The sequence below is a fragment of the Sinobaca sp. TMA16-18 genome (assembly GCF_059510535.1).
The window spans coordinates 280,552-299,738 of the sequence record NZ_JCAKFM010000004.1 but is presented as its reverse complement, the minus strand read 5'-3'; the positions used below and the strand labels follow the sequence as shown (position 1 = coordinate 299,738).

Below are 19,187 nucleotides of genomic sequence, written 5' to 3'. Positions count from 1 at the left end.
GACTTCATATGGGGAAATTAGATGGAAAAGTAGTTATAATTACAGGATGTTCAAGCGGACTTGGTAAACAACAGGCCATTCGACTGGCAGAAGAAGGGGCGAAGCTGGCTATTTGTTCGAGAACGGAAAGCAGGCTGATGGAAACAAAGAAGCTGTGTGAAGAAAGAGGCGCAGACGTTTTTGCGATGGCGCTTGATATTATGAATTATGATGACTTAGTAACGTTCGTCGACAAGACGGTCGAACGCTTCAGCACAATTGATGTTCTGATTAACAATGCTCATACTGTGACCAATCCCGGGCCTTTCCTGGAAAAGCCGATTGCAGATCTTGATACAGAAATGCACAGCTCCGTGTATGCGTACTGGCATTTAATGAAGCTTTGTTATCCGTATTTAAAAGATAAGCCCGGCGCTGGAAGTTCTATTATTAATTTTGCATCAGAAGCAGCGGTGGCAGGGCTGGATTCATTTGCGCCGTATGCCGCTTCCAAAGAGGCCGTGCGGGGCTTGTCCCGCGTCGTTGCCAGAGAGTGGGGACAGTTTAATATCCGCGTAAATACGCTGTGTCCAAATGGTTTGACAGACAACTGCCAGATGGGGTTTGATCACCTCGAACCTGACGTGAAGGAATGGGCGGAGAATGCTTTTACTGACAATCCATTCAAACGGGCAGGTGATCCTTATCACGATGTAGCTCCGATCGTCGTATTTTTCGCTTCGGATGACAGCCGCTGGATTACAGGACAGAACATTCATGCAGATGGCGGCACGCTGATCAACGCTTAAAATGGGCGGTATTCTTCATCTGACACAACCAAAAACCGTTTCCCTGAACAAATCCGGGAAACGGTTTTTGGTGAATGTTTTTTATAATAAGGAGTTCCTGTAGGTCTGGGGAGTCACGTCATACATATCTTTAAAAGACTTCTGAAAGTGACTTTGGCTGGAAAAACAGAGGTCACTGCTTATTTCGCTTATCGTCTTACCGGAAAAGGCAAGCAGATCCCTGGATTCTTCAAGTTTACACTTTCTAATGAAATAATTTAGTTCCATACCCATCTCTTTTTTGAATTTACGCGACAGATACGACCGGGTGAAGCCGACATAATCGGCCACGTCCGCTGTTTTAATATTTTGATTTGTATTCTCATAAACATATTGAATCACCTGCCGGAGAATCACATCTGCTGTTGCCGGAACGATGGAGTTGGCGACTCTATTGGCGTAGTCTAATTGAACCTGGCTCAAAAGAGACATAATGGCGTCGAGTTCGGTCAGCCTTTCCACCTGATTGATATAAATATTGGATAACTGATAGGCAATGCTTGGAGCGAGGCCGCCTCTCATTGCTGCCCGGGAGGATAGAGTAACCGTAACAATGAACGTATTTTTCCACTGACGGAGTTTATTGTTGGCAATAACGCCTATTTTCGTATTTCTGGAGATCGTATGAATTTCATTTAATTTTTGTATATTTCCTGTTTCAATATATCGTATAAACTCGCGCTCTATTTGAAAATTGTTGTCAAAAAACCCTTCCTCTTTGTAAAGAAAAGATTCAATGGAGTATTTTTCAGCAATGGATGTTTCAAATGGAATACTAATGTCATCTTCAATATCTTTCCTGGTTAGTTCGGAATGATTGATCGTGTAATTTATAAACAAAAGAGTATTAATAAAAGTATCCAGATTCTCTGTAGGTATCCCATGAAAAAATTCAGAGAATGCTTCCATGCTGGATTGACTTGTGGAAAATTCTTTACTCATTAATACTAAAGATTCATAGGAATAAGGAAAATCATTGACCGGTCCAAGAACAATAAAGGAGCTGCTGTTTTCTATCTGAATGGACCCGTAATAGGAGTAAAAGGTGGTCGATGTGTATGTTACCGTTTTGTCTGTTTTCGTAAGGTGTGATACATACTGGTCAGGAGGAAGGGTCTCTTCCTTTTGAGCTGGATAACAGCTGATCAATTCATTGTTTTCATATAAATAAACCGGAACAAATGAGGATTTATACAGATACTCACAAAATTTTGTAATATCAGTCATAGAGTAAGCTCCTTTTAAAATATAATGCAATTATATAATGAAAAGCACAAATATGAAATACTGAAATGTATTCGTTTACTAGAATAATAGTAAGCTATAGATTACAGCGGCAGCTTTAAAGACGAATTTTATGGAAGCGGTTGCTGAAATAAAAGACCGGCCGTTTGTTAAAGGAGCAGCACACTAAATATTGGAATGAGGGAAATCAATGAAACACGTATGTAACCCTGTAAATATGGAATACAAATATCAATTTAATATTCGGGATGAACAAATAACTGTTAACAGGGAAGCTGCTGATCCTTCGATGATTATGTTCAAAGGAAAGTATTATCTTTTTCCATCGATGACTGCAGGATTTCTAAGCAGCAATGATTTAGCATCCTGGGAGTTTCACCCGTTAAAGGCGCTGCCTATTTACGATTATGCGCCGGATGTGCGTGTTATCGGAGAATATATTTACTTTTCTGCATCAAAAAAAGACAGCAACTGCTCTTTTTTCAGAACAACAGATCCCATTCACGGCGGGTTTGAAGAAATAGAAGGAACCTTCCCATTCTGGGATCCTAATCTATTTGTGGATGATGACGGAAGGATATATTTCTATTGGGGATGTTCGAGTATCGATCCCATTTACGGGGTAGAGCTTGATCCAACGAATATGCAGCCCAAAAATAAACCGCTTGAACTGATTTTTGCAAACGAAAAAGAAATCGGCTATGAGAGAAATGGTGAAAATCATAAGCCTGCCAGAACCCCGGAAGAAATAGATGAAATCATTAACAACTATATTAACAGTACGCCGGATGTAACCCAGGAAATGATCGATTCGACACGAATGTATCTCGGCAATGAGAAGCCATATATGGAAGGGGCATGGATGGACAAGCATCAAGGCAGGTACTATCTGCAGTATTCTGCACCGGGCACAGAATTTAATGTGTATGCAGACGGCGTGTATATTTCCGACAGTCCGCTTGGCCCGTTTTCGTTAGCAAAAAACAATCCATATTCCTATAAACCGGGCGGCTTTATGCCGGGGGCCGGTCATGGTTCCACTATGGAAGATAAGCAGGGAAACCTCTGGCATACTTCCACGATGAGAATCTCGGTTAATGATAGATTTGAAAGACGATTAGGTATATGGCCTGCAGGATTTGACACGGACGGTGAGCTGTTCTGCAACCAGCGTTATGGAGATTGGCCGATGAAGATCGAAGAATCAACCATGAATCCGTGGGAGAACCCGGAGTGGATGCTGCTATCCTATAATAAACCTGTGACAGCTTCATCATCCGCAGAAGAAAACGCCCCCTCAAAGGCTGCAGATGAAAATGTACAGACATGGTGGAAGGCGGTTGGAAATGCCGGCGGAGAATGGCTTGAAATAGACCTTAATCATGTGTGTGACGTGCATGCGGTTCAATTGAATTTTGCAGACGATAATCTGGATCTCAGCCTTCCGGAAGGCGCAGTGCCGCATGGAGATACCTACACACAAAGGTATATAGATGAACGACAGCACTACACAAGATGGCTGCTGGAAGGTTCAGTGGATGGGAAAGAGTATTTCGTTATAGAAGATAAGCAGGAGGCGGATACAGATTTATCCCATGACCTGATCGTAAAAGAAGATGGGGTGAAAGCACGGTTTATACGATGCACAGTCCGGGAGCTTCCTTACAATCAAAAGGCGTGTATTTCCGGATTGAGGGTTTTTGGCACCGGGGATGTTGAACGTCCTGAGAAAGCAGCCGGAGTTACGCTGGAATTAGTAAGTGAGCTGGATCTGCTGGTGAAATGGAGTCCTGCAGCATCCACAGGGTGTAATGTTCTCTGGGGATTTGCACCGGATAAGCTGTATCACAGCCATATGGTTTTTGGCAGCAATGAAGTAAATATAGGAGCCCTGGTCAAAGGACAGCCGGTCTATGTAAGGGTTGATACGTTTAATGAAAAAGGGATAACCGAAGGCGATGTATCCAAAGTTATTCATCACGTAAAAAATCTGAAATGATAAGGAGTTTATGATGAAAGAAACAAAAATAAACGAATTAATTAGTCAAATGACTTTGGAGGAAAAAGCGGGGCTCTGTTCCGGCCGCGATAATTGGTTTACAAAAGGAGTGGAGCGTCTCGGGATTCCCGCCATTCGCATGAGTGACGGGCCTCACGGGCTGCGCACCCAGTCAGGAGAAGCAAAAGGATTTGCCAGCGGAAGCATTTCTGCTGTCTGCTTTCCAACAGCCTGCACCATTGCTTCAAGCTTTGACCGCGAACTGCTGCGCAGAGAAGGAGAAATTCTGGGTGATGAGTGCCAGGCAGCTGATGTGCAGGTCATTCTCGGACCGGGCGTTAACATTAAGCGGAGTCCGTTATGCGGACGCAATTTTGAATATTACTCCGAGGACCCTCTCGTAGCATCGGAAATGGCATCGGCCTTTATACAAGGAGCCCAAAGCAAAGGAGTCGGAACAAGCTTAAAGCACTTTTTAGCAAATAACCAGGAGCACCGCCGGATGACAAACTCCTCTGAGGTGGATGAGCGTACGCTCCGCGAGATATACCTGGCTGCTTTTGAAGGTGCGGTTAAAAACGCACAACCATGGACCATCATGGCTTCCTACAATAAAATCAATGGTACTTTTGCTACGGAAAATACCCATTACCTTACCGATATTCTTAGAAAAGAATGGGGATATAAAGGACTCGTCGTCAGTGACTGGGGAGCTACGCATGATCGTGTGGCTGCAGTGGCAGCCGGAACCGATTTAACCATGCCTGCTGAAATTGAAACCGACGCGGAAATCATAAAAGCTGTAGAAAGCAAAACACTCGATGAGCGCGCGTTGGACCTGGCCTGTAAAAATATTCTCATGATGACAATGATGGGGGTTGAAAACCGGGCACCTGAAACGAAGTTTAATTATGAAGAAGGACATAAATTTGCGAGACAAGCAGCCGGCCAGTCGATTGTTATGTTGAAAAATGAAGATTCTATGCTGCCTCTGCAGAAGTCCAGCAGCGTTGCCTTTATCGGGAGATTTGCTTCTGCTCCCCGGTACCAGGGGAGCGGAAGCAGCCTGATCAACAGCTTCAAAGTTGCTTCTGCATTAGATGCCGCTGCTGCTGAAGGAATAAATGTTGAATATGCAGAGGGTTACTCTATTAAAGAGGATAAGACAGATCAAATGCTGCGGGCAGAAGCGGCAGCTGCTGCAAAAAAGGCAGATACCGCTGTACTTTTTGTTGGACTGACAGAGCAGATGGAGTCTGAAGGATATGACCGTAAACATCTTCATTTACCCGCCTGCCAAAACGAACTAATTGAAGCCGTCTGCGCAGTGCAGCCCAATACCGTCATCGTGCTGCATAACGGGGCGCCGGTTGAAATGCCATGGGTCGACAAACCCAAAGCTATTCTTGAAACCTATCTCGGCGGACAGGCCGTGGGAGAAGCTGTGGTGGATATACTCTTCGGAGAAGTTAATCCGAGCGGCCGGTTAGCAGAGTCGTTTCCGAAGCAGCTCGAAGACAATCCATCCTATTTGTCTTATTTTGGCGAGGGAAACCGGGTGGAATACACTGAGAAAGTTTTTGTAGGTTATCGTTATTATGAAAGCAAAAAAATGGAGACATTATTCCCATTCGGTCACGGCCTGTCTTATACCACGTTTGAATACACTAATTTAAAGCTTGATAAAAAAGAGATGACCGACAAAGATACGCTTACCGTACATGTGGATGTAACCAATACCGGCCGTGTATCCGGCAGAGAAGTCGTACAGCTTTATATTGCCCCCGAAAAGGGCGAAATTATCAGGCCGGTGCGCGAGCTGAAAGGCTTTGACAAGGTCAGCCTGCAGCCCGGGGAAACACAGACTGTTACGTTCGAACTGAGCAGGAGAGCTTTTGCGTACTGGAATACGGAAGCTCATGATTGGTATATGGAAAGCGGAAAGCATGCTGTTCAAATTGGGAAATCTTCACATGAGATCGTATGTGAAGAAACAATAAATATTACAGCAAAACCATATCTCGGCAGCAAAAATTATAATGCCAATTCTACTTTAGGTGAGTTCATTGAGCACCCGGCAGGTAAACAGTTCTGGGACGAAAACATTGGCAGGTTTTTTACCGGTCTGGCTGCAAGCGGGATGGTCAAGCAGGAACAGCTCGATGAGATGGGCATAAAGCCGGGAGATGAAGTGAGCGATGAAAATGTTAAAAAATTTATTGCTGATTCAGAAGGACAGGGAAATGGTTTCGGTGGAACGGAAGTCATGATGAGTCTGCCTGTAAGTATCATTATTGAATTTATTCCGGATTTATCTAAAAGCGGCCTGAATTCACTGTTTGATGAAATGAACCAAAAGTAATAACTTACTGTGATTTCTGTATTATATGTTCTTCTAATCAAAGAACAAACGAAAGGATGACAGAGACATGCCGGAATTTCCAAGTGACTTTTTAATTGGAGCTGCAACAGCTGCACACCAGGTAGAGGGAAATAATGTGAACAGTGATTTCTGGGCAATGGAAAATGTCCCGGGCACTATGTATAAAGAGCCTTCCCTGGATGCTGTTGATCATTACAACAGATATAAAGAAGATATTCAATTATTGATAGAAGCCGGCTGCAATGCTTATCGTTTTTCAATTGAATGGGCAAGAGTGGAGCCGGAAAAAGGATATTTTGACAAAAAAGAAATAGCGCATTATAAAGAAGTTCTCGAATACTGCCACGAAAACAACGTTAAACCCATTGTCACCCTGCATCATTTCTCCTCACCGAAATGGCTGATTTCTGAAGGAGGATGGGAGAGTGTTCATACTGTTGATTATTTCGAGGCATATGCCAAACATGTTGTAACAGAATTAGGAGATTTTCTTTCATACATCTGCACGATAAATGAAGCAAATATGGGAAAGCAGATAGCCAAAATTATAAAAGAAATGACCGGCTCTCTAAAGCAGGAATCATCGAATACCGAAAGTGATACAGGTGTCCAGGTTGGTTTGAATATGGAGACAAATCCTGAAATGATGAACTATTATTCCACGTTAAGTGAAGTATTTGGTATAGATTCTGAGAAAGTGCAGACATTTTTATCCCCTCGTACGGAAGTGGGAGAGCTGATTATTATGCAATGCCATGAAAGAGCAAGAGACGTTATTAAAGGAGTCAATCCTGATATTCAGGTAGGCCTTACTTTATCTTTATACGACCACCAGGCCTTACCCGGCGGGGAAGAAGCAGTTAAACAGGAACAGGCGGATGATTTTACTGATTATCTTCCCTGCCTCCAAAAAGATGACTTTCTCGGTGTGCAGAATTACTCCAGAAAAATCCATGGACCCAACGGAGTGGTGAAACCGGATGAAAACACACGGGTCACGAAAATGGGCTATGAGTATTATCCCGAAGCTTTGGGGAACGTTCTAAGATTTGTTTCCAAAGATTGGAACAAGCCTATTTTAATAACGGAAAACGGTGTTTCCACGGATCACGATGAGGAAAGAGTGGAATTTATGGAACGGGCATTAAAGGGTGTATATGAATGTATAGAAGACGGGATCGATGTTATTGGCTATACGCACTGGTCTTTATTGGATAACTTCGAATGGCAGCTTGGCTATGAACAGCATTTCGGGTTAATAGCTGTCGATCGTTCTACTCAAAAAAGGTATCCAAAGAAAAGTTTGTCCTGCTTAGGAAATATAAAAAAGTCAGGACTGCCGTTATTGTCAGCAAACGTACAGGATAAGCCTGATTTACAGGGATAAAACGAGAAGGGGGTGTTGGTCGTGAAAGTTGTAAACAAAGTGGTAGTTGTTACCGGTGCAGGAGGAGGCATAGGAAGCAATTTAGTGCATAACCTCCTATCAAAAGGTGCCCGTGTAGCTGCTGTAGATATTGATGAAAAAGCATTAGAGAAGCTCGTTACTCAAGCAGGAGAAAAAAATGAATACCTCTCCACACATAGAGTTAACCTGACCAGCCGGGAGGAAGTAGAAGCGCTGCCTGAACAGGTGATTGCTCATCACGGTACTGTAGACGGCGTAATAAACAATGCAGGAATTATCCAGCCTTTTATCAATATAAGTGAACTGGATATTGAAAAAATTCAACTAGTGATGGATATTAATTTTTACGGAACCCTTTATATGACGAAGGTTTTTCTTCCATATCTGCTGGAAAGGCCAACAGCCCACATTACAAATTTATCAAGCATGGGCGGGTTTGTTCCGGTTCCCGGTCAGTCGATTTATGGAGCTTCCAAAGCCGCTGTTAAACTGCTGACAGAAGGGCTTTATTCAGAACTTAAAGGGACTAACGTCAACGTAACGATCGTTTTTCCGGGTGCCGTTGCGACTGACATTATTAAAAATTCGGGAGCAGAAGGGGACGCCTATGATTCCATTAAAAAAGCCAACAGCAATAAAAAAGTAAAGCCATTTACCCCGAAAGAAGCAGCGGACATTATTATTGACGGAATGGAAAGGGATAAATACAGAGTACTTGCCGGCAAAGATTCCAAAATGCTTGATGTTTTTAATCGGTTAAATCCAAAATTTGCCGCAGGACTAATAGCCAGGAATATGAATTTTAAATAAAAGACGAGACAAATAGTAAAGCTGGCAAAGTAATGGGGCACCTTTGGTGGCTCTTTTTACTTTATGGACGGCGGCTGTCTTTTCCTATCTATTAACGCAAGCCAAAGCTGCTGAAGAAGTTATTTGAAAAGAATAGATACATAAATATAATAGAAAGCATACATATGCAATACAAAGATGTAAGCTTTTTATAGAATAATGATGCAAGACGAATATCAGCTTAGCGAGTTTAAATAGATAAGAGAGATTAAGGAGGAAATTATGAAAGAAATAGTATTAGTATGTACGATAGGTATTACTACAGCATTTACTGTGAAAGATATGATGAAAAGTGTAAAGAAACAGAATTTAGATATTAATATACGAGCGTTGGCGTTGGATAACTTATATGAAGTAGTTGAATCTGATCCTGTAGATTTAGTACTGCTGACCCCGCCGGTGGCTTCCAGATTCAAAGAAATAAAGGCAAATATAACAGATGATATTCCTGTTGTTATGGTTAGTGGAGAACATTACGTTAACTACGATGGAGAGACTATATTAGAAGAGGCTCAAAAGCATTTGAAATAAAAGTATAATTTCAAAAGATGAAAAACCTTCTATAATGTTCACTTATGAAGACAAGTCCAATCCCGCTATACTGACAAAGCAGTTAGAGAAAGGGAGTTGGAATTGTGTCCGTACGTGCACACAAAGAAGCAAGACTGCCGCAGAATGCGAAGGAAGGCATTCTTTTTATGTTGATTGTTTCGTTTCTATCCGTTAATACGATTGCCTCAATCATGGTCGGGCTGGAGCGTGGGTTTTCCTTCGAGGTTTATAAAGAAACGCTGTTAATTCTGCCGCTGATGTGGGCGATCGTCATGCTGGTTGTCCTGTTTATCGCCAAACCCCTTGTCGGCAGGCTGATGCCTGTGTTTGCCGACGCAGCAGACGGGTTCAACGCCAGGGTCCTGCTGACGATTGTGCTGAATGTGACGATCATTTCTCTATTGATGACGTTCATCGGGATGTGGGTCGGCACCGGCCGGATCAGCCTCGATCCGCTGCAGCAGTTTCTGCACATCTGGCCCCGCAATTTCGGCATCGCCTTCTGGATCGAGATCCTTTTCGCGCAGCCGACTGCACGGTTTGTGATGAAACAGATGCGTACGGTGCAGGATAGAAAAGCGGTTTCTGCTTAATGAAATAGAGAAAAACTTCCTCCGGGCATGACCCGGAGGAAGTTTTTTTTAATCAATTTATATAAGGTTCATTTTGTTAATTTTATGGATTTTAGAGTTTTCGTGATCCCAAAACACTACTTCTTTTTCTTTATTCTCATCGTATCTATTATCAAAGCAGAAATAATTACCTAAGCCGTCATTTGCAAAAGCAATTAAATTCTTTGGAAGTTCTTCTTTCAAACGATTATTAACAGAAATTATATCTTCTGGATACTCCTGGCCTATCGGTAAGAATGAATTGATATTTACTTCTTTTCCTGCTTCCGTATAGCTGCTGTGCGGTCTCGGTCTGGCACCGTTGTATTGTTTTACTATCGATTTATAGAATTCGGGAAAAGTGATGTTGAAGTGATTTTCTATTTCTGCAATAGCAGCGTCTTCTGCCTGTCCTTTGCTGTACTTCCATTCCATAAAAATGCCTCCTCGTGTGTATTAATATCCTTTACCCCATAAACTCATGCCGCCGGAATGTCTTGCGAGGTCATGTGTTTCCGTTTCAACGAGCTGCATTTTACCGGGCTCTTCGTGATGATGCCAGGTATAGCCGTCGGGCGTTTCGCCATCGGAAATCTGTTCCAGCTGTGTGGCGTCAAATTGACCCTGAACGTCGGGGTCTTGTTCCACCGCAGCGGCTAATTGTTCGTTAGCAATTTGTTCATGAGAATAGGAGCTGGAGAGGTAGTCTTCCGGCGGTATAACAGCGTCATAGGTAGGATCAAAGACTGGGAAAACTCCTTCAATCGTTGAGCCGTCCGGCATGTCCACCGTATTGCTTTCATAATAGATGCCGCTTACCGGTTCAGCCGTACCTTCCAAATGGTCATTGATCGTATCAATCTGTTCTATTTCCCCTTCAGCCGTGTAGTCTGAATCGACAACGCCTTCCTTATGTAGAAACTCGTCAATATAGTCACTGTCATTTCCGTCACCCGAAATCTGATAGTCCAATTCATACTGGTTCAGCATCGTACCGCCTGCATCAGCATCCATCTGATGCAACAAAGAGTCGGGCAGGGAAGCATTCAGATTATCCATCAGAAGGCTGTGATCAGTATCGGTAATACCGTATGTGGACTCATTTGGTATTTCATATAACTCTAATTCTGCTGCATCTATTTCCATAGCCTGATCAGCATCCAGAATATCAAAAACATCTAAATCAAAAGCCATACGCCATCAGCTCTTTTCTTTATATTTTTACAGGAATTTACTCAATCTATTTTTCGTCTCTATAAATTTTTCTGTCTGCTTCTCTTTAACATTGTTCCAGCCGTTTCCGAAACGATCTCCCAATTGAGGGTAATAAGTAAACTGGTAGTTTTGATAGGGAGTGGAGGATATAAATTGAGTAAGGCCGGATTTTATCTCAACATCTTCCGTTCTTTTCTTTAAGAGACTTTTCAGCAGTTCATCAGCCGGTTGAAACCCTGATTTTCTTGAAATATTTAAAGCCCGCAATTGTTTCTTTTCGTCCCCGGCCTGTTTATAGAACTGAGCGAGATAAAAGAAATACTCGGCTTTTGCGGAGGTTGTTTCCTCCAATTCAATGGAAAGTGTTATATAGTGAATGGCACGGTTTAATAATTTTTGTTTATTTTTGGAATGAGAAAAAGCGGAAGAATAGCCTAACGCCTTGGCTAATAACACCAGATCTGCAGATTTTATTTTCTTATGTTCCTTTTTTATTTTCTTCATGACTAAGGCAATCGTCATGCCGAGGCATTTTTTGGGATTGAATTTCTCGTATTCATCGTCGAGGGTATTAAGCCCGGTGGAAACTCCTTTTGCGACAGCAAAACCGACCGGATTAATAACCGCTCTTCCGATGTTGGTGCCGCCATTAATTTTTCTGTACATCATGTGGCCCTCATAATAATACAGCCAGCTTTTCGGATCATTTGGGTATCTGTTTAAGTTCTCTTGAAGTTCATTTAACCCGGAGGCTCCCTGTACGGCATCCCCAACTGCAGAAATGACGGGAAGTTTTGATAATTCCTTTTTAGCTTTTTTGGAAAAGGCAGCCAGTCCTTCTTGATCTTTTTTAGATAAAAAGCTATCCAGAAATCCCACTATAAAAACACGCTCCTTTATAACTAAGTATTTATACCTATAAAAAAGTATACTATTAAGTATGTAATGCTGCAATATTTTGTTTTTACAATTATTAGTAGGTATTATAGATCATTAAAAAGTTATTTTTCGAGACTGGAGAGTATTTAATAGGACTAATCTTCATTATTATTGTACTGCTCGCCATTAATACACTCGTCAGCAGATTTCTGAAAAGAGGCGGAAGCTATTGAGAGGTGTTCTGTAAAAACAGAAAAAAAGCCGTCTCTATATCACATAGAAACAGCTCTTTTTCAATTTAAGCTTCTTTTAAATTCTTCCGTTCCAAAAACAGCACAATTGCAATCGTGAGTACGACGCAGATAACAATTTTAATCAAGCTGAAAATCGGGGAGAATACAACAGCTGCACCAATCGCAAGGGCAATTGCACCGTACAGCGGATTCTTGTAGGCGAACTGCCCGAGCACTCCGCCGAATATAGCAGGAAGCACGAAAGCAAAGGAACTCTCCACCGGAGCCGGCAGCATCGTAATAATGTAAGAGCCGCCGAGAATGATGCTGATAATAACAGTAATATTCACTAATGAAGCAATCGCAATGCCAAGAGCTCCGGCAATTTCTGCTTTTTTCGTGCCGGGCTCGGCTCCAATGGCGTTTTGAGCGGCGGCCGAGCAGGGAAGGCACATATTCGCGATATTACCGGTCAGAAACGCCATGTAGGTCCCGGCAATGCCAAGCGTCGGGTAATAGGTGATCGGTTCGAGCACCCACATAATACCGATAAAAGCGGCGTACCCGATGATACCGGCTAATATAACGCCCCAGCCCGGATGGTAGCCGAGCACAAAAGATAAATAGAGCGGTGGCAGCAGGCAGGCAGCAATCAACAGCCAAAGCGTCATACGCCCCCAAAAGTGGGCTTTTTCGTGAAAAAGATCCATGCCACCTGCTTTTGCCGTTTCCGGCACCGAGCGGGCATCAATATGCTCCTGGTTCATTCCCATCGTGCATACCCCTTTCGTTTTTTAAAGAATACTCGTAAAGTACCCGCCGGTCATGCCGATCACTAAGGCAATCCCAAGCGCCCATTCCTTCAGCCAGTTAATACCGAGACGCTGCGAGGCAAACATGAGAAACATCATTGCAGCCGCTGAGATCGTGCCGGTTACAATGTAGCTCATGCCGCCGGTCATTGAGTCGCTTGCAAGGTACCCGAAAGCGCCAAGCATCGCGGCCGTGGAGACAAGACCCATCGCTTTTGCATTTTTGTTTACGACTTTTTTCTGAAACGATCCGAGAGACTTGGTGAACAGGGCGGTAAAGATCAGCCAGCCCATACCGCCGATACACATTGTCCAGACCACCGTTGTAAAGGCCTGTTCGTTAAAAGCAGCGCTTCCGAGATCGGCGCCGAACACGTCCGCCCCGATTCCTGCGGCGGCTGATTCTGTAGCCGCGGAGCCGATAATACCGATACGCATTAGCGTTATCGGAGAACCGAGAAGGGCGAGCAGCGACACAACAACGATTGCAATACCGAAGGAGGGACCAAGCGAGCTGATGAATCCTGTTTTTATGGAGCTTTTTACTTCGTCGGAGCTCATGCCAATGTCGGGAGCCGTTTTGATCGAAAGCCTTAAAAACACGATGCCCTGAAAAATGACGATGCTTACTACAATAAAAGCCATAATCCAAAGCGGGGCGCTGTTGGCGAGAGCCATTACATCACTATTCATGGAGTTCTCCTCCTTTATTTGTCAGCGGTGCAAGTATTATTCCGCCCGGGCGGTCTCAGGCTGCGCCGGTTCTTCCACTCCGGACAGGTACTGATAGACCGTACCGATAAACAGCCTGCCAATGTCGACCATTGAGCGCTCGTCAATATCAAATCTCGGATGGTGATGCGGATAAATAGGTTCGCCGGCGGGAGCACCGCCTACCCAGAAGAACGTTCCCGGTCTTTCAAGCAGGTAGTAGGCAAAATCCTCCATCCCCATCTGTTCCTGAATGTATTCAATCTGTTCCACGCCCGGCGTATTCTGCGCGACCTTCTCCACGCGATGCGTTTCTTCCGGGTGGTTCCAGACAGCAGGATAGCCTCTCGTGTACGTGAAGTCCACGTGTGCTCCAAGGCCTTCGCCGGTAGTGGTGACGATAGACTCCATTGATTTCTCAATTGCATCGCGGACGTCATTATCAAACGTGCGTACCGTGCCCTGAATTCTTGCACTATCAGGGATAACGTTATAGCTTTCGCCTCCGTTAAAGGCGGTAACCGAAACGACCGCCGGTTTAACGGGATCCACCTGCCGACTGACAATCTGCTGAAGGTTGATCATCATCTGGCTTCCCACTATTAATGGATCGATAGTTAAGTGGGGTGTTGCCGCATGGCCGCCGCGCCCGGAAATCTCGATTTCGAACGTGTCGCCGCATGCCATGGCATTCTTTTCCTTGAGGCCGACGGTGCCGAGCGAATGAAGAGAAGAAACGTGAGCGCCGTAGACCACATCAACCCCATCCAGGCAGCCGTCATCAATCATGGATTTGGCGCCTCCCGGAATGACTTCTTCTGCAAACTGGTGCAAAAATACAACAGTACCTTCCAGTGTGTCTTTATTTTTAGACAGTACGGCGGCAGTTCCGAGAAGGGCCCCGGTATGAATATCGTGGCCGCAGGCGTGCATCACGCCGTCAATCCGTGATTTGTACGGGACATCGGTTTCCTCCTGAATCGGCAGAGCATCAAAATCAGCCCGCAGTGCTACGGTTTTTCCGGGTTTATCGCCGCGCAGAATGCCGACAACTCCCCGTCCGCCGACACCGGTTTTTACTTCGAGTCCCAGTTCGCTTAAATAGGCAGCTACTTTTTTAGGCGTTTCTGTTTCATGGTGCGACAGCTCGGGAAACATGTGCAGATCCCGGCGGAATGCACTCATTTCCGGCAGCAGATCTTCGAGTTGATTAAATAATGGATCCAGCATCATAACAGCTCCTTATTTTGGTTTATTCGTTCGCGACGGCAGGAAAGACCGGACGTTTTTCTCCGTAGGCCGCGGCTTTTTCAAAAGCTTGGCCGATCCGGAGCACCTCGTAATCCGCATGATGAGGGCCTACTATCTGCAGTCCGGTTGGCAGATAGTCTGCCGTAAATCCTCCCGGAATGGACAGGGCGGGATTGCCGGCCGCGGAAATGTAATAGCATGACTTCATCCAGTCCAGATAGGAATTCATTGGCAGGCCGTTAATGGAAGACGGGTATTCAATATCAGCGGAAAAGGGAACCACCTGGCTGACGGGAAGCAAAAGCGCGTCATAGGTTTCAAAAAACAGCCGGAGCCGGTGGTAAAGGTTATGGCGGAGCTGTTCCGCCCGGCCGATATCCGGTCCGCTGAGACGCTGTCCTTTTTGGAAGTTAGTCATGAAGCTGTCTTTTAACAGTTCTCCGTGGGTGTTGACAATGTCTTTATAAGTGAGCTCAAATTCCCAGGCCCTTAAAATCTGAAAGGCTTCTTCTGCCTCCTGAAAAGAAGGGCAGGCTTCTTCCAGTTCACAGCCCAGGTCTTTTTCAAAAATAGAAAGCTGCTCTTTAAAAACGCGCTGGATTTCCGGCTCGACCGGCAGCTGCCCGACAAAATCTGCCGACCAGGCAATCTTCATGCCGGAGATGTCATCGTGAAGCGGCTTTGTGAATACACTGCCGGGCTCCTCAATAGAGATAGGCGCGCGCGGATCAGGACCCGCCAGCGTGGAGAGCATAAAGAAAGCATCCTCGGTGCTTCGGGTGATCGGTCCCTGGACTGCAAGAGGCGAAAAGGGGGTGGCCTTTGGATACATTGGAAGCCGCCCGGGAGAGGGACGCATACCTACAACATTGTTAAAGGCGGCAGGAAAGCGGAGCGATCCGCCCATATCACTGCCGTCGGCAAAGGGAACCAGTCCGGAAGCAACCGCAGCGGCAGCGCCTCCGCTGCTTCCGCCTGCGGTTTTTGTAAGGTCATAGGGGTTTCGCGTCGTGCCGAATACGTTATTAAACGTATGGGATCCGGCGGCAAACTCAGGCACATTGGTTTTGCCGATGATGATGGCTCCGGCCTGTTTTAACCGCTCCACGATCAAGTCATCGCTGGTGGAGATGTGATCTTTAAATGCAAGAGACCCGAAAGTAGTCGGGAATCCTTCGGCGTGGTGGGTGTCTTTTACTGCGATTGGCAGCCCGTGAAAAGGACCGGTCGGAGCGTCAGAAGCGAGCGCTCGGTCGGCTTCATCCGCTCCTTTCAGGGCCCGCTCCTCATCGAGCGAAACGATCGCATTAATATGAGGGTTAATTGCCCGGGTGCGTGCAAGTGAGGCTGCCATTAACTCCCGGGAAGAAAGCTCCCGCTGTTGAATCATGTGGGCCAGCTGCGAAGCAGAACGATAAAGCAGCGTGTCTTCCATGCAATTCCTCCTTCATTAGATTTTAGTCAGTATTGTATGTATTTGTTTATGTTAAGGGAAGCAAAATAAGAAAACAACGATCGTTGCAAATTTTCTGACAATGAATCTGTAACCTGCTTATTTCTTTTGGATAAAGGGAAGGGCAGGGATAAAGAGAAATACAAGGAGGACGTCTACATGAAAGACCGCATCTCACACGAAGGAATGGACGAGATTTTGAAAAAGCTCGAAGACGATTATATAAAAGCAGTAAAAGAGAACGAAAGCAGAAGCGTAGAAGACTTTGTGGAGCAGTTTCTGTATGATTCCTGGACGTATAATGATGAGAACATTGAGAATATCAAAACCGTCTTAAGCCGCTACAGCATGGGGGAAGTGTATTCCACTACCTTTATTGGCGCGTTTAATGAAATGGTTGATCATCTCCGGGTAAAGCTGCAGGAGCTCGACCACGAACAGGCGTATCCTGCGGTGCATAATAAACATGGCGCATCGTTTCTTGTTGCTTTCGTAGACGGCATGGTGATCCATTATTTTATCGGAGTGTACACGGTAGAGCAGTTACGGGACATGACACCCTACGTAAAGCAAGTGATTCTGCAGGCGCTGCAAACGGAAGCAGGCGGGTAGCTGGAAATCATAGATAAACCGCAAAAAGACAAGCGCATAGGCTTGTCTTTTTTCAGGCATTCATTTGTTACCGGTTTTTTCTAACCGGAATCCAAATTTCACTTTTAAACGTCGTAGAATCAACATCTTCGTTTTCATTCCAGAGAATTTCCGGACCTTCGGCCTGCTCATACACAGAGGATGGGAACCATTCCGAATAAATGCGGCCCCATGTTTCCTGCAGGGTCTCCGGAAAAGGACCGTTCACTTCAAACACGGCCCAGGTCAGGGGAGGGACGTGAAGCGCATCGTAAGAGCCGTCCGGTTTTTCTGAGACAGCGGCGCCGATATAATGGTCCAGTCCGCCTTCCTCCCGCATGCGTCCTTCCGAGAAGTTTGTTGAAGCCTGAATAAGTCCTTTCGGATCGGTATTGCTGATAGCCTGCAGTTCCTGAATTTTTTCTTTAGAAAGGGATTTCCACATCGCGGTAATTTCCGGATTTTCTCCTTCAAACACAATAGAAACCCGTTTGTGGATTCCTGCAATATAAAATGCTGATTTTTCTTCCATTCGATAGTTCATTGATTCTCCTCCTTTAATAGAAAGCTGAAAGGTCATCGGCGGATAAGCTTTCAGCAGTTGACTGTTCTGTCTGGCTTCGGACGGGGCAAGGCCGTGCAGCTGCTGGAACGCTCTTGTAAATGCATCGGGAGAGCTGTATCCGTATTTGACAGCGGCATCCACGATGCGGACCGCATTCTGATTCAGCTCAAACGCGGCGAGCGTTAACCGGCGGCGTCGGACATACTCCGAGATGGAAACGCCGGCCAGAAAAGAAAACATGCGTTTAAAATGAAATTCGGAACAAAGTGCTTTTTGGGCAGCGGCTGCGTAATCGATCTCGCCATCCAGGTTTTCTTCTATATACGTCAACGCCTTGTTTAAATCATTCAGCTGATTCATCCCTTTCACCTCCTTGTTACAGAATAACAGCCATGCAGGCAGAGAGTCCGCTTATCGGTGTTATCTTCTGCAGGCTGAATTTATGTAAAATAGTTAAATACCACTTGAAATAGAACAAATGTTCGTATATGCTGTATAAAAAGGAGGAAGGCCAAAATGGATTCTGTCATGATGAAAGGGTACCGTCTGAAAAAAGACGGCTCCTACCCGATGATTGTATCGAATAAAGCCATTATCCCCCATGCGAAGCATTACGAATTTGATGAAGTGCTGATTGCGGTCAGCCGCGAAGACCTGGAGCATCTGCAGTTTTCAATGGAGCGGGACAACTTTTTTAAAAAGCAGAGCCGGACATATTTGTCGTTATAAGCAATGAAAGCGAAGGTTAGCAGAGAGGCAGACGTCTCTCTTTTTTTATGGGAAAAAAGGATAGTTTCTTAAAAACAACTGGAAATAAAAGGAGAACTGCGTTAAAATTCTTATAAATCAGAATATTGTATACAATTTATGAATACAATGGTGGTTGCGTGATGAAGAATAAACCGAACAACGAAAAACTTGCTTATGAAAAAGTAAAGCAGGCGATTATGTTTAAGAAACTTCTTCCCGGCCAGCGGCTGACAGAGACGTGGATTAGTACAGAGTTAAACATGAGCCGGACTCCAGTACGGTCGGCCTTCAAGCGTCTGGAAAACGAAGGGCTCATTCAACTCGTTCCCAACAAAGGCGCGGTGGTCTATAACCCGTCCAACAAAGAACTTGAAGATGTGTTTAATCTCCGAATTGTGCTGGAAATGTATGCCGCCCGGCTGGCTGCTGCGGCTGTGACAGACAAAGACATTATGCAGATGCAGCGGCAGCTCGAGCAGGAAAAAGCCGCTTATGAGACGAAAGACTTTGAAGGCTTTATGCGGATAAACAGGGAAATCCATGCCTATCCTGCCTGGTTGTCCGGAAATCTCTATCTGCTTCAGCAGATTGAAAGGTTGAACCAGTGGACCGACGGCTATCTGATTTTAAAGGACGATTTTTACAGGACGCCAGTGGGGGAAGTACAGTCGATACCGGAACACCGGCGGATGGTTGAAGCATTTCGCAGGCGGGATACTGATGAGGCGGCGGAAGCCGTGAAGGCACATTTATTATCTACGCTGCATGACTTATCCAAACAGAATTCTCTTTTTAACTGATGACAAACAGGCCC

19 protein-coding genes are annotated in these 19,187 nt (G+C 44.9%); 10 read left to right on the top strand and 9 right to left on the bottom strand.

Going from position 1 to position 19,187, the window contains the following annotated elements; translation table 11 throughout:
- The first annotated feature begins 8 nt into the window (after positions 1 to 8).
- Positions 9 to 788: an SDR family NAD(P)-dependent oxidoreductase gene (locus tag AC5W14_RS09895; RefSeq protein ID WP_496194265.1), complete on the top strand. Its 780-nt coding sequence runs from the start codon at positions 9 to 11 to the stop codon at positions 786 to 788.
- Between the two features lie 81 nt (positions 789 to 869).
- On the opposite strand, the gene AC5W14_RS09890 is transcribed toward AC5W14_RS09895, so the two are convergent.
- Positions 870 to 2,054 (bottom strand): helix-turn-helix domain-containing protein, encoded by a 1,185-nt coding sequence (locus AC5W14_RS09890; protein WP_496194264.1) that lies wholly within the window; start codon positions 2,052 to 2,054, stop codon positions 870 to 872.
- 208 nt (positions 2,055 to 2,262) lie between these two features.
- On the opposite strand from AC5W14_RS09890, the gene AC5W14_RS09885 reads away from it, so the two are divergent.
- From AC5W14_RS09885 to AC5W14_RS09860, 6 genes are all read left to right on the top strand, one after another.
- A complete protein-coding gene (locus tag AC5W14_RS09885) occupies positions 2,263 to 4,071 on the top strand; it encodes a family 43 glycosylhydrolase (RefSeq protein ID WP_496194263.1) in 1,809 nt (602 codons plus the stop codon).
- A gap of 13 nt (positions 4,072 to 4,084) precedes the next feature.
- Positions 4,085 to 6,433: a beta-glucosidase gene (locus AC5W14_RS09880; protein ID WP_496194262.1), complete on the top strand. Its 2,349-nt coding sequence runs from the start codon at positions 4,085 to 4,087 to the stop codon at positions 6,431 to 6,433.
- 67 nt (positions 6,434 to 6,500) lie between these two features.
- The gene (locus AC5W14_RS09875) at positions 6,501 to 7,841 is read left to right on the top strand and encodes a glycoside hydrolase family 1 protein (protein WP_496194261.1); all 1,341 of its coding nucleotides are present in this window, start codon (positions 6,501 to 6,503) and stop codon (positions 7,839 to 7,841) included.
- A 21-nt stretch (positions 7,842 to 7,862) separates the two neighbouring features.
- A complete protein-coding gene (locus AC5W14_RS09870) occupies positions 7,863 to 8,672 on the top strand; it encodes an SDR family NAD(P)-dependent oxidoreductase (protein ID WP_496194260.1) in 810 nt (269 codons plus the stop codon).
- A gap of 261 nt (positions 8,673 to 8,933) precedes the next feature.
- Entirely contained in the window at positions 8,934 to 9,242 is a 309-nt protein-coding gene (locus AC5W14_RS09865) for a PTS sugar transporter subunit IIB (protein ID WP_496060194.1), read from the top strand.
- Between the two features lie 104 nt (positions 9,243 to 9,346).
- Positions 9,347 to 9,856, top strand: coding sequence for a DUF2798 domain-containing protein (locus AC5W14_RS09860; protein WP_496194259.1), 510 nt, complete (start codon positions 9,347 to 9,349; stop codon positions 9,854 to 9,856).
- 57 nt (positions 9,857 to 9,913) lie between these two features.
- Here AC5W14_RS09860 and AC5W14_RS09855 read toward each other — a convergent pair whose 3' ends face one another.
- From AC5W14_RS09855 to AC5W14_RS09825, 7 genes are all read right to left on the bottom strand, one after another.
- Positions 9,914 to 10,309 carry an SMI1/KNR4 family protein gene (locus tag AC5W14_RS09855; RefSeq protein WP_496060196.1) on the bottom strand — a complete coding sequence of 132 codons (396 nt, stop codon included), beginning with the start codon at positions 10,307 to 10,309 and terminating at the stop codon, positions 9,914 to 9,916.
- A 21-nt stretch (positions 10,310 to 10,330) separates the two neighbouring features.
- Positions 10,331 to 11,068, bottom strand: coding sequence for an HNH endonuclease (locus AC5W14_RS09850; protein WP_496060197.1), 738 nt, complete (start codon positions 11,066 to 11,068; stop codon positions 10,331 to 10,333).
- A gap of 27 nt (positions 11,069 to 11,095) precedes the next feature.
- Positions 11,096 to 11,968 carry a hypothetical protein gene (locus tag AC5W14_RS09845; RefSeq protein WP_496060198.1) on the bottom strand — a complete coding sequence of 291 codons (873 nt, stop codon included), beginning with the start codon at positions 11,966 to 11,968 and terminating at the stop codon, positions 11,096 to 11,098.
- Between the two features lie 298 nt (positions 11,969 to 12,266).
- A complete protein-coding gene (locus AC5W14_RS09840) occupies positions 12,267 to 12,974 on the bottom strand; it encodes a small-conductance mechanosensitive channel (RefSeq protein ID WP_496060199.1) in 708 nt (235 codons plus the stop codon).
- A gap of 21 nt (positions 12,975 to 12,995) precedes the next feature.
- On the bottom strand, positions 12,996 to 13,706 hold the full coding sequence (locus AC5W14_RS09835; protein WP_496060200.1) for a DUF5058 family protein: 711 nt from the start codon (positions 13,704 to 13,706) through the stop codon (positions 12,996 to 12,998).
- A gap of 36 nt (positions 13,707 to 13,742) precedes the next feature.
- Positions 13,743 to 14,954, bottom strand: a complete 1,212-nt coding sequence (locus AC5W14_RS09830; RefSeq protein WP_496194324.1) for a M20 metallopeptidase family protein — start codon at positions 14,952 to 14,954, stop codon at positions 13,743 to 13,745.
- Positions 14,955 to 14,976: 22 nt separating this feature from the next.
- Positions 14,977 to 16,410, bottom strand: a complete 1,434-nt coding sequence (locus AC5W14_RS09825) for an amidase (protein ID WP_496060203.1) — start codon at positions 16,408 to 16,410, stop codon at positions 14,977 to 14,979.
- Between the two features lie 177 nt (positions 16,411 to 16,587).
- Here AC5W14_RS09825 and AC5W14_RS09820 point away from each other — a divergent pair, with 177 nt between their 5' ends.
- Positions 16,588 to 17,040, top strand: a complete 453-nt coding sequence (locus tag AC5W14_RS09820; protein ID WP_496060204.1) for a hypothetical protein — start codon at positions 16,588 to 16,590, stop codon at positions 17,038 to 17,040.
- A gap of 67 nt (positions 17,041 to 17,107) precedes the next feature.
- Here AC5W14_RS09820 and AC5W14_RS09815 read toward each other — a convergent pair whose 3' ends face one another.
- Entirely contained in the window at positions 17,108 to 17,983 is an 876-nt protein-coding gene (locus AC5W14_RS09815) for an AraC family transcriptional regulator (RefSeq protein ID WP_496060205.1), read from the bottom strand.
- A 156-nt stretch (positions 17,984 to 18,139) separates the two neighbouring features.
- On the opposite strand from AC5W14_RS09815, the gene AC5W14_RS09810 reads away from it, so the two are divergent.
- Together AC5W14_RS09810 and AC5W14_RS09805 are read left to right on the top strand one after the other, a co-directional pair.
- Positions 18,140 to 18,352: a hypothetical protein gene (locus AC5W14_RS09810; protein ID WP_496060206.1), complete on the top strand. Its 213-nt coding sequence runs from the start codon at positions 18,140 to 18,142 to the stop codon at positions 18,350 to 18,352.
- A 161-nt stretch (positions 18,353 to 18,513) separates the two neighbouring features.
- Entirely contained in the window at positions 18,514 to 19,173 is a 660-nt protein-coding gene (locus AC5W14_RS09805; protein WP_496060207.1) for a GntR family transcriptional regulator, read from the top strand.
- Positions 19,174 to 19,187 lie beyond the last annotated feature (14 nt).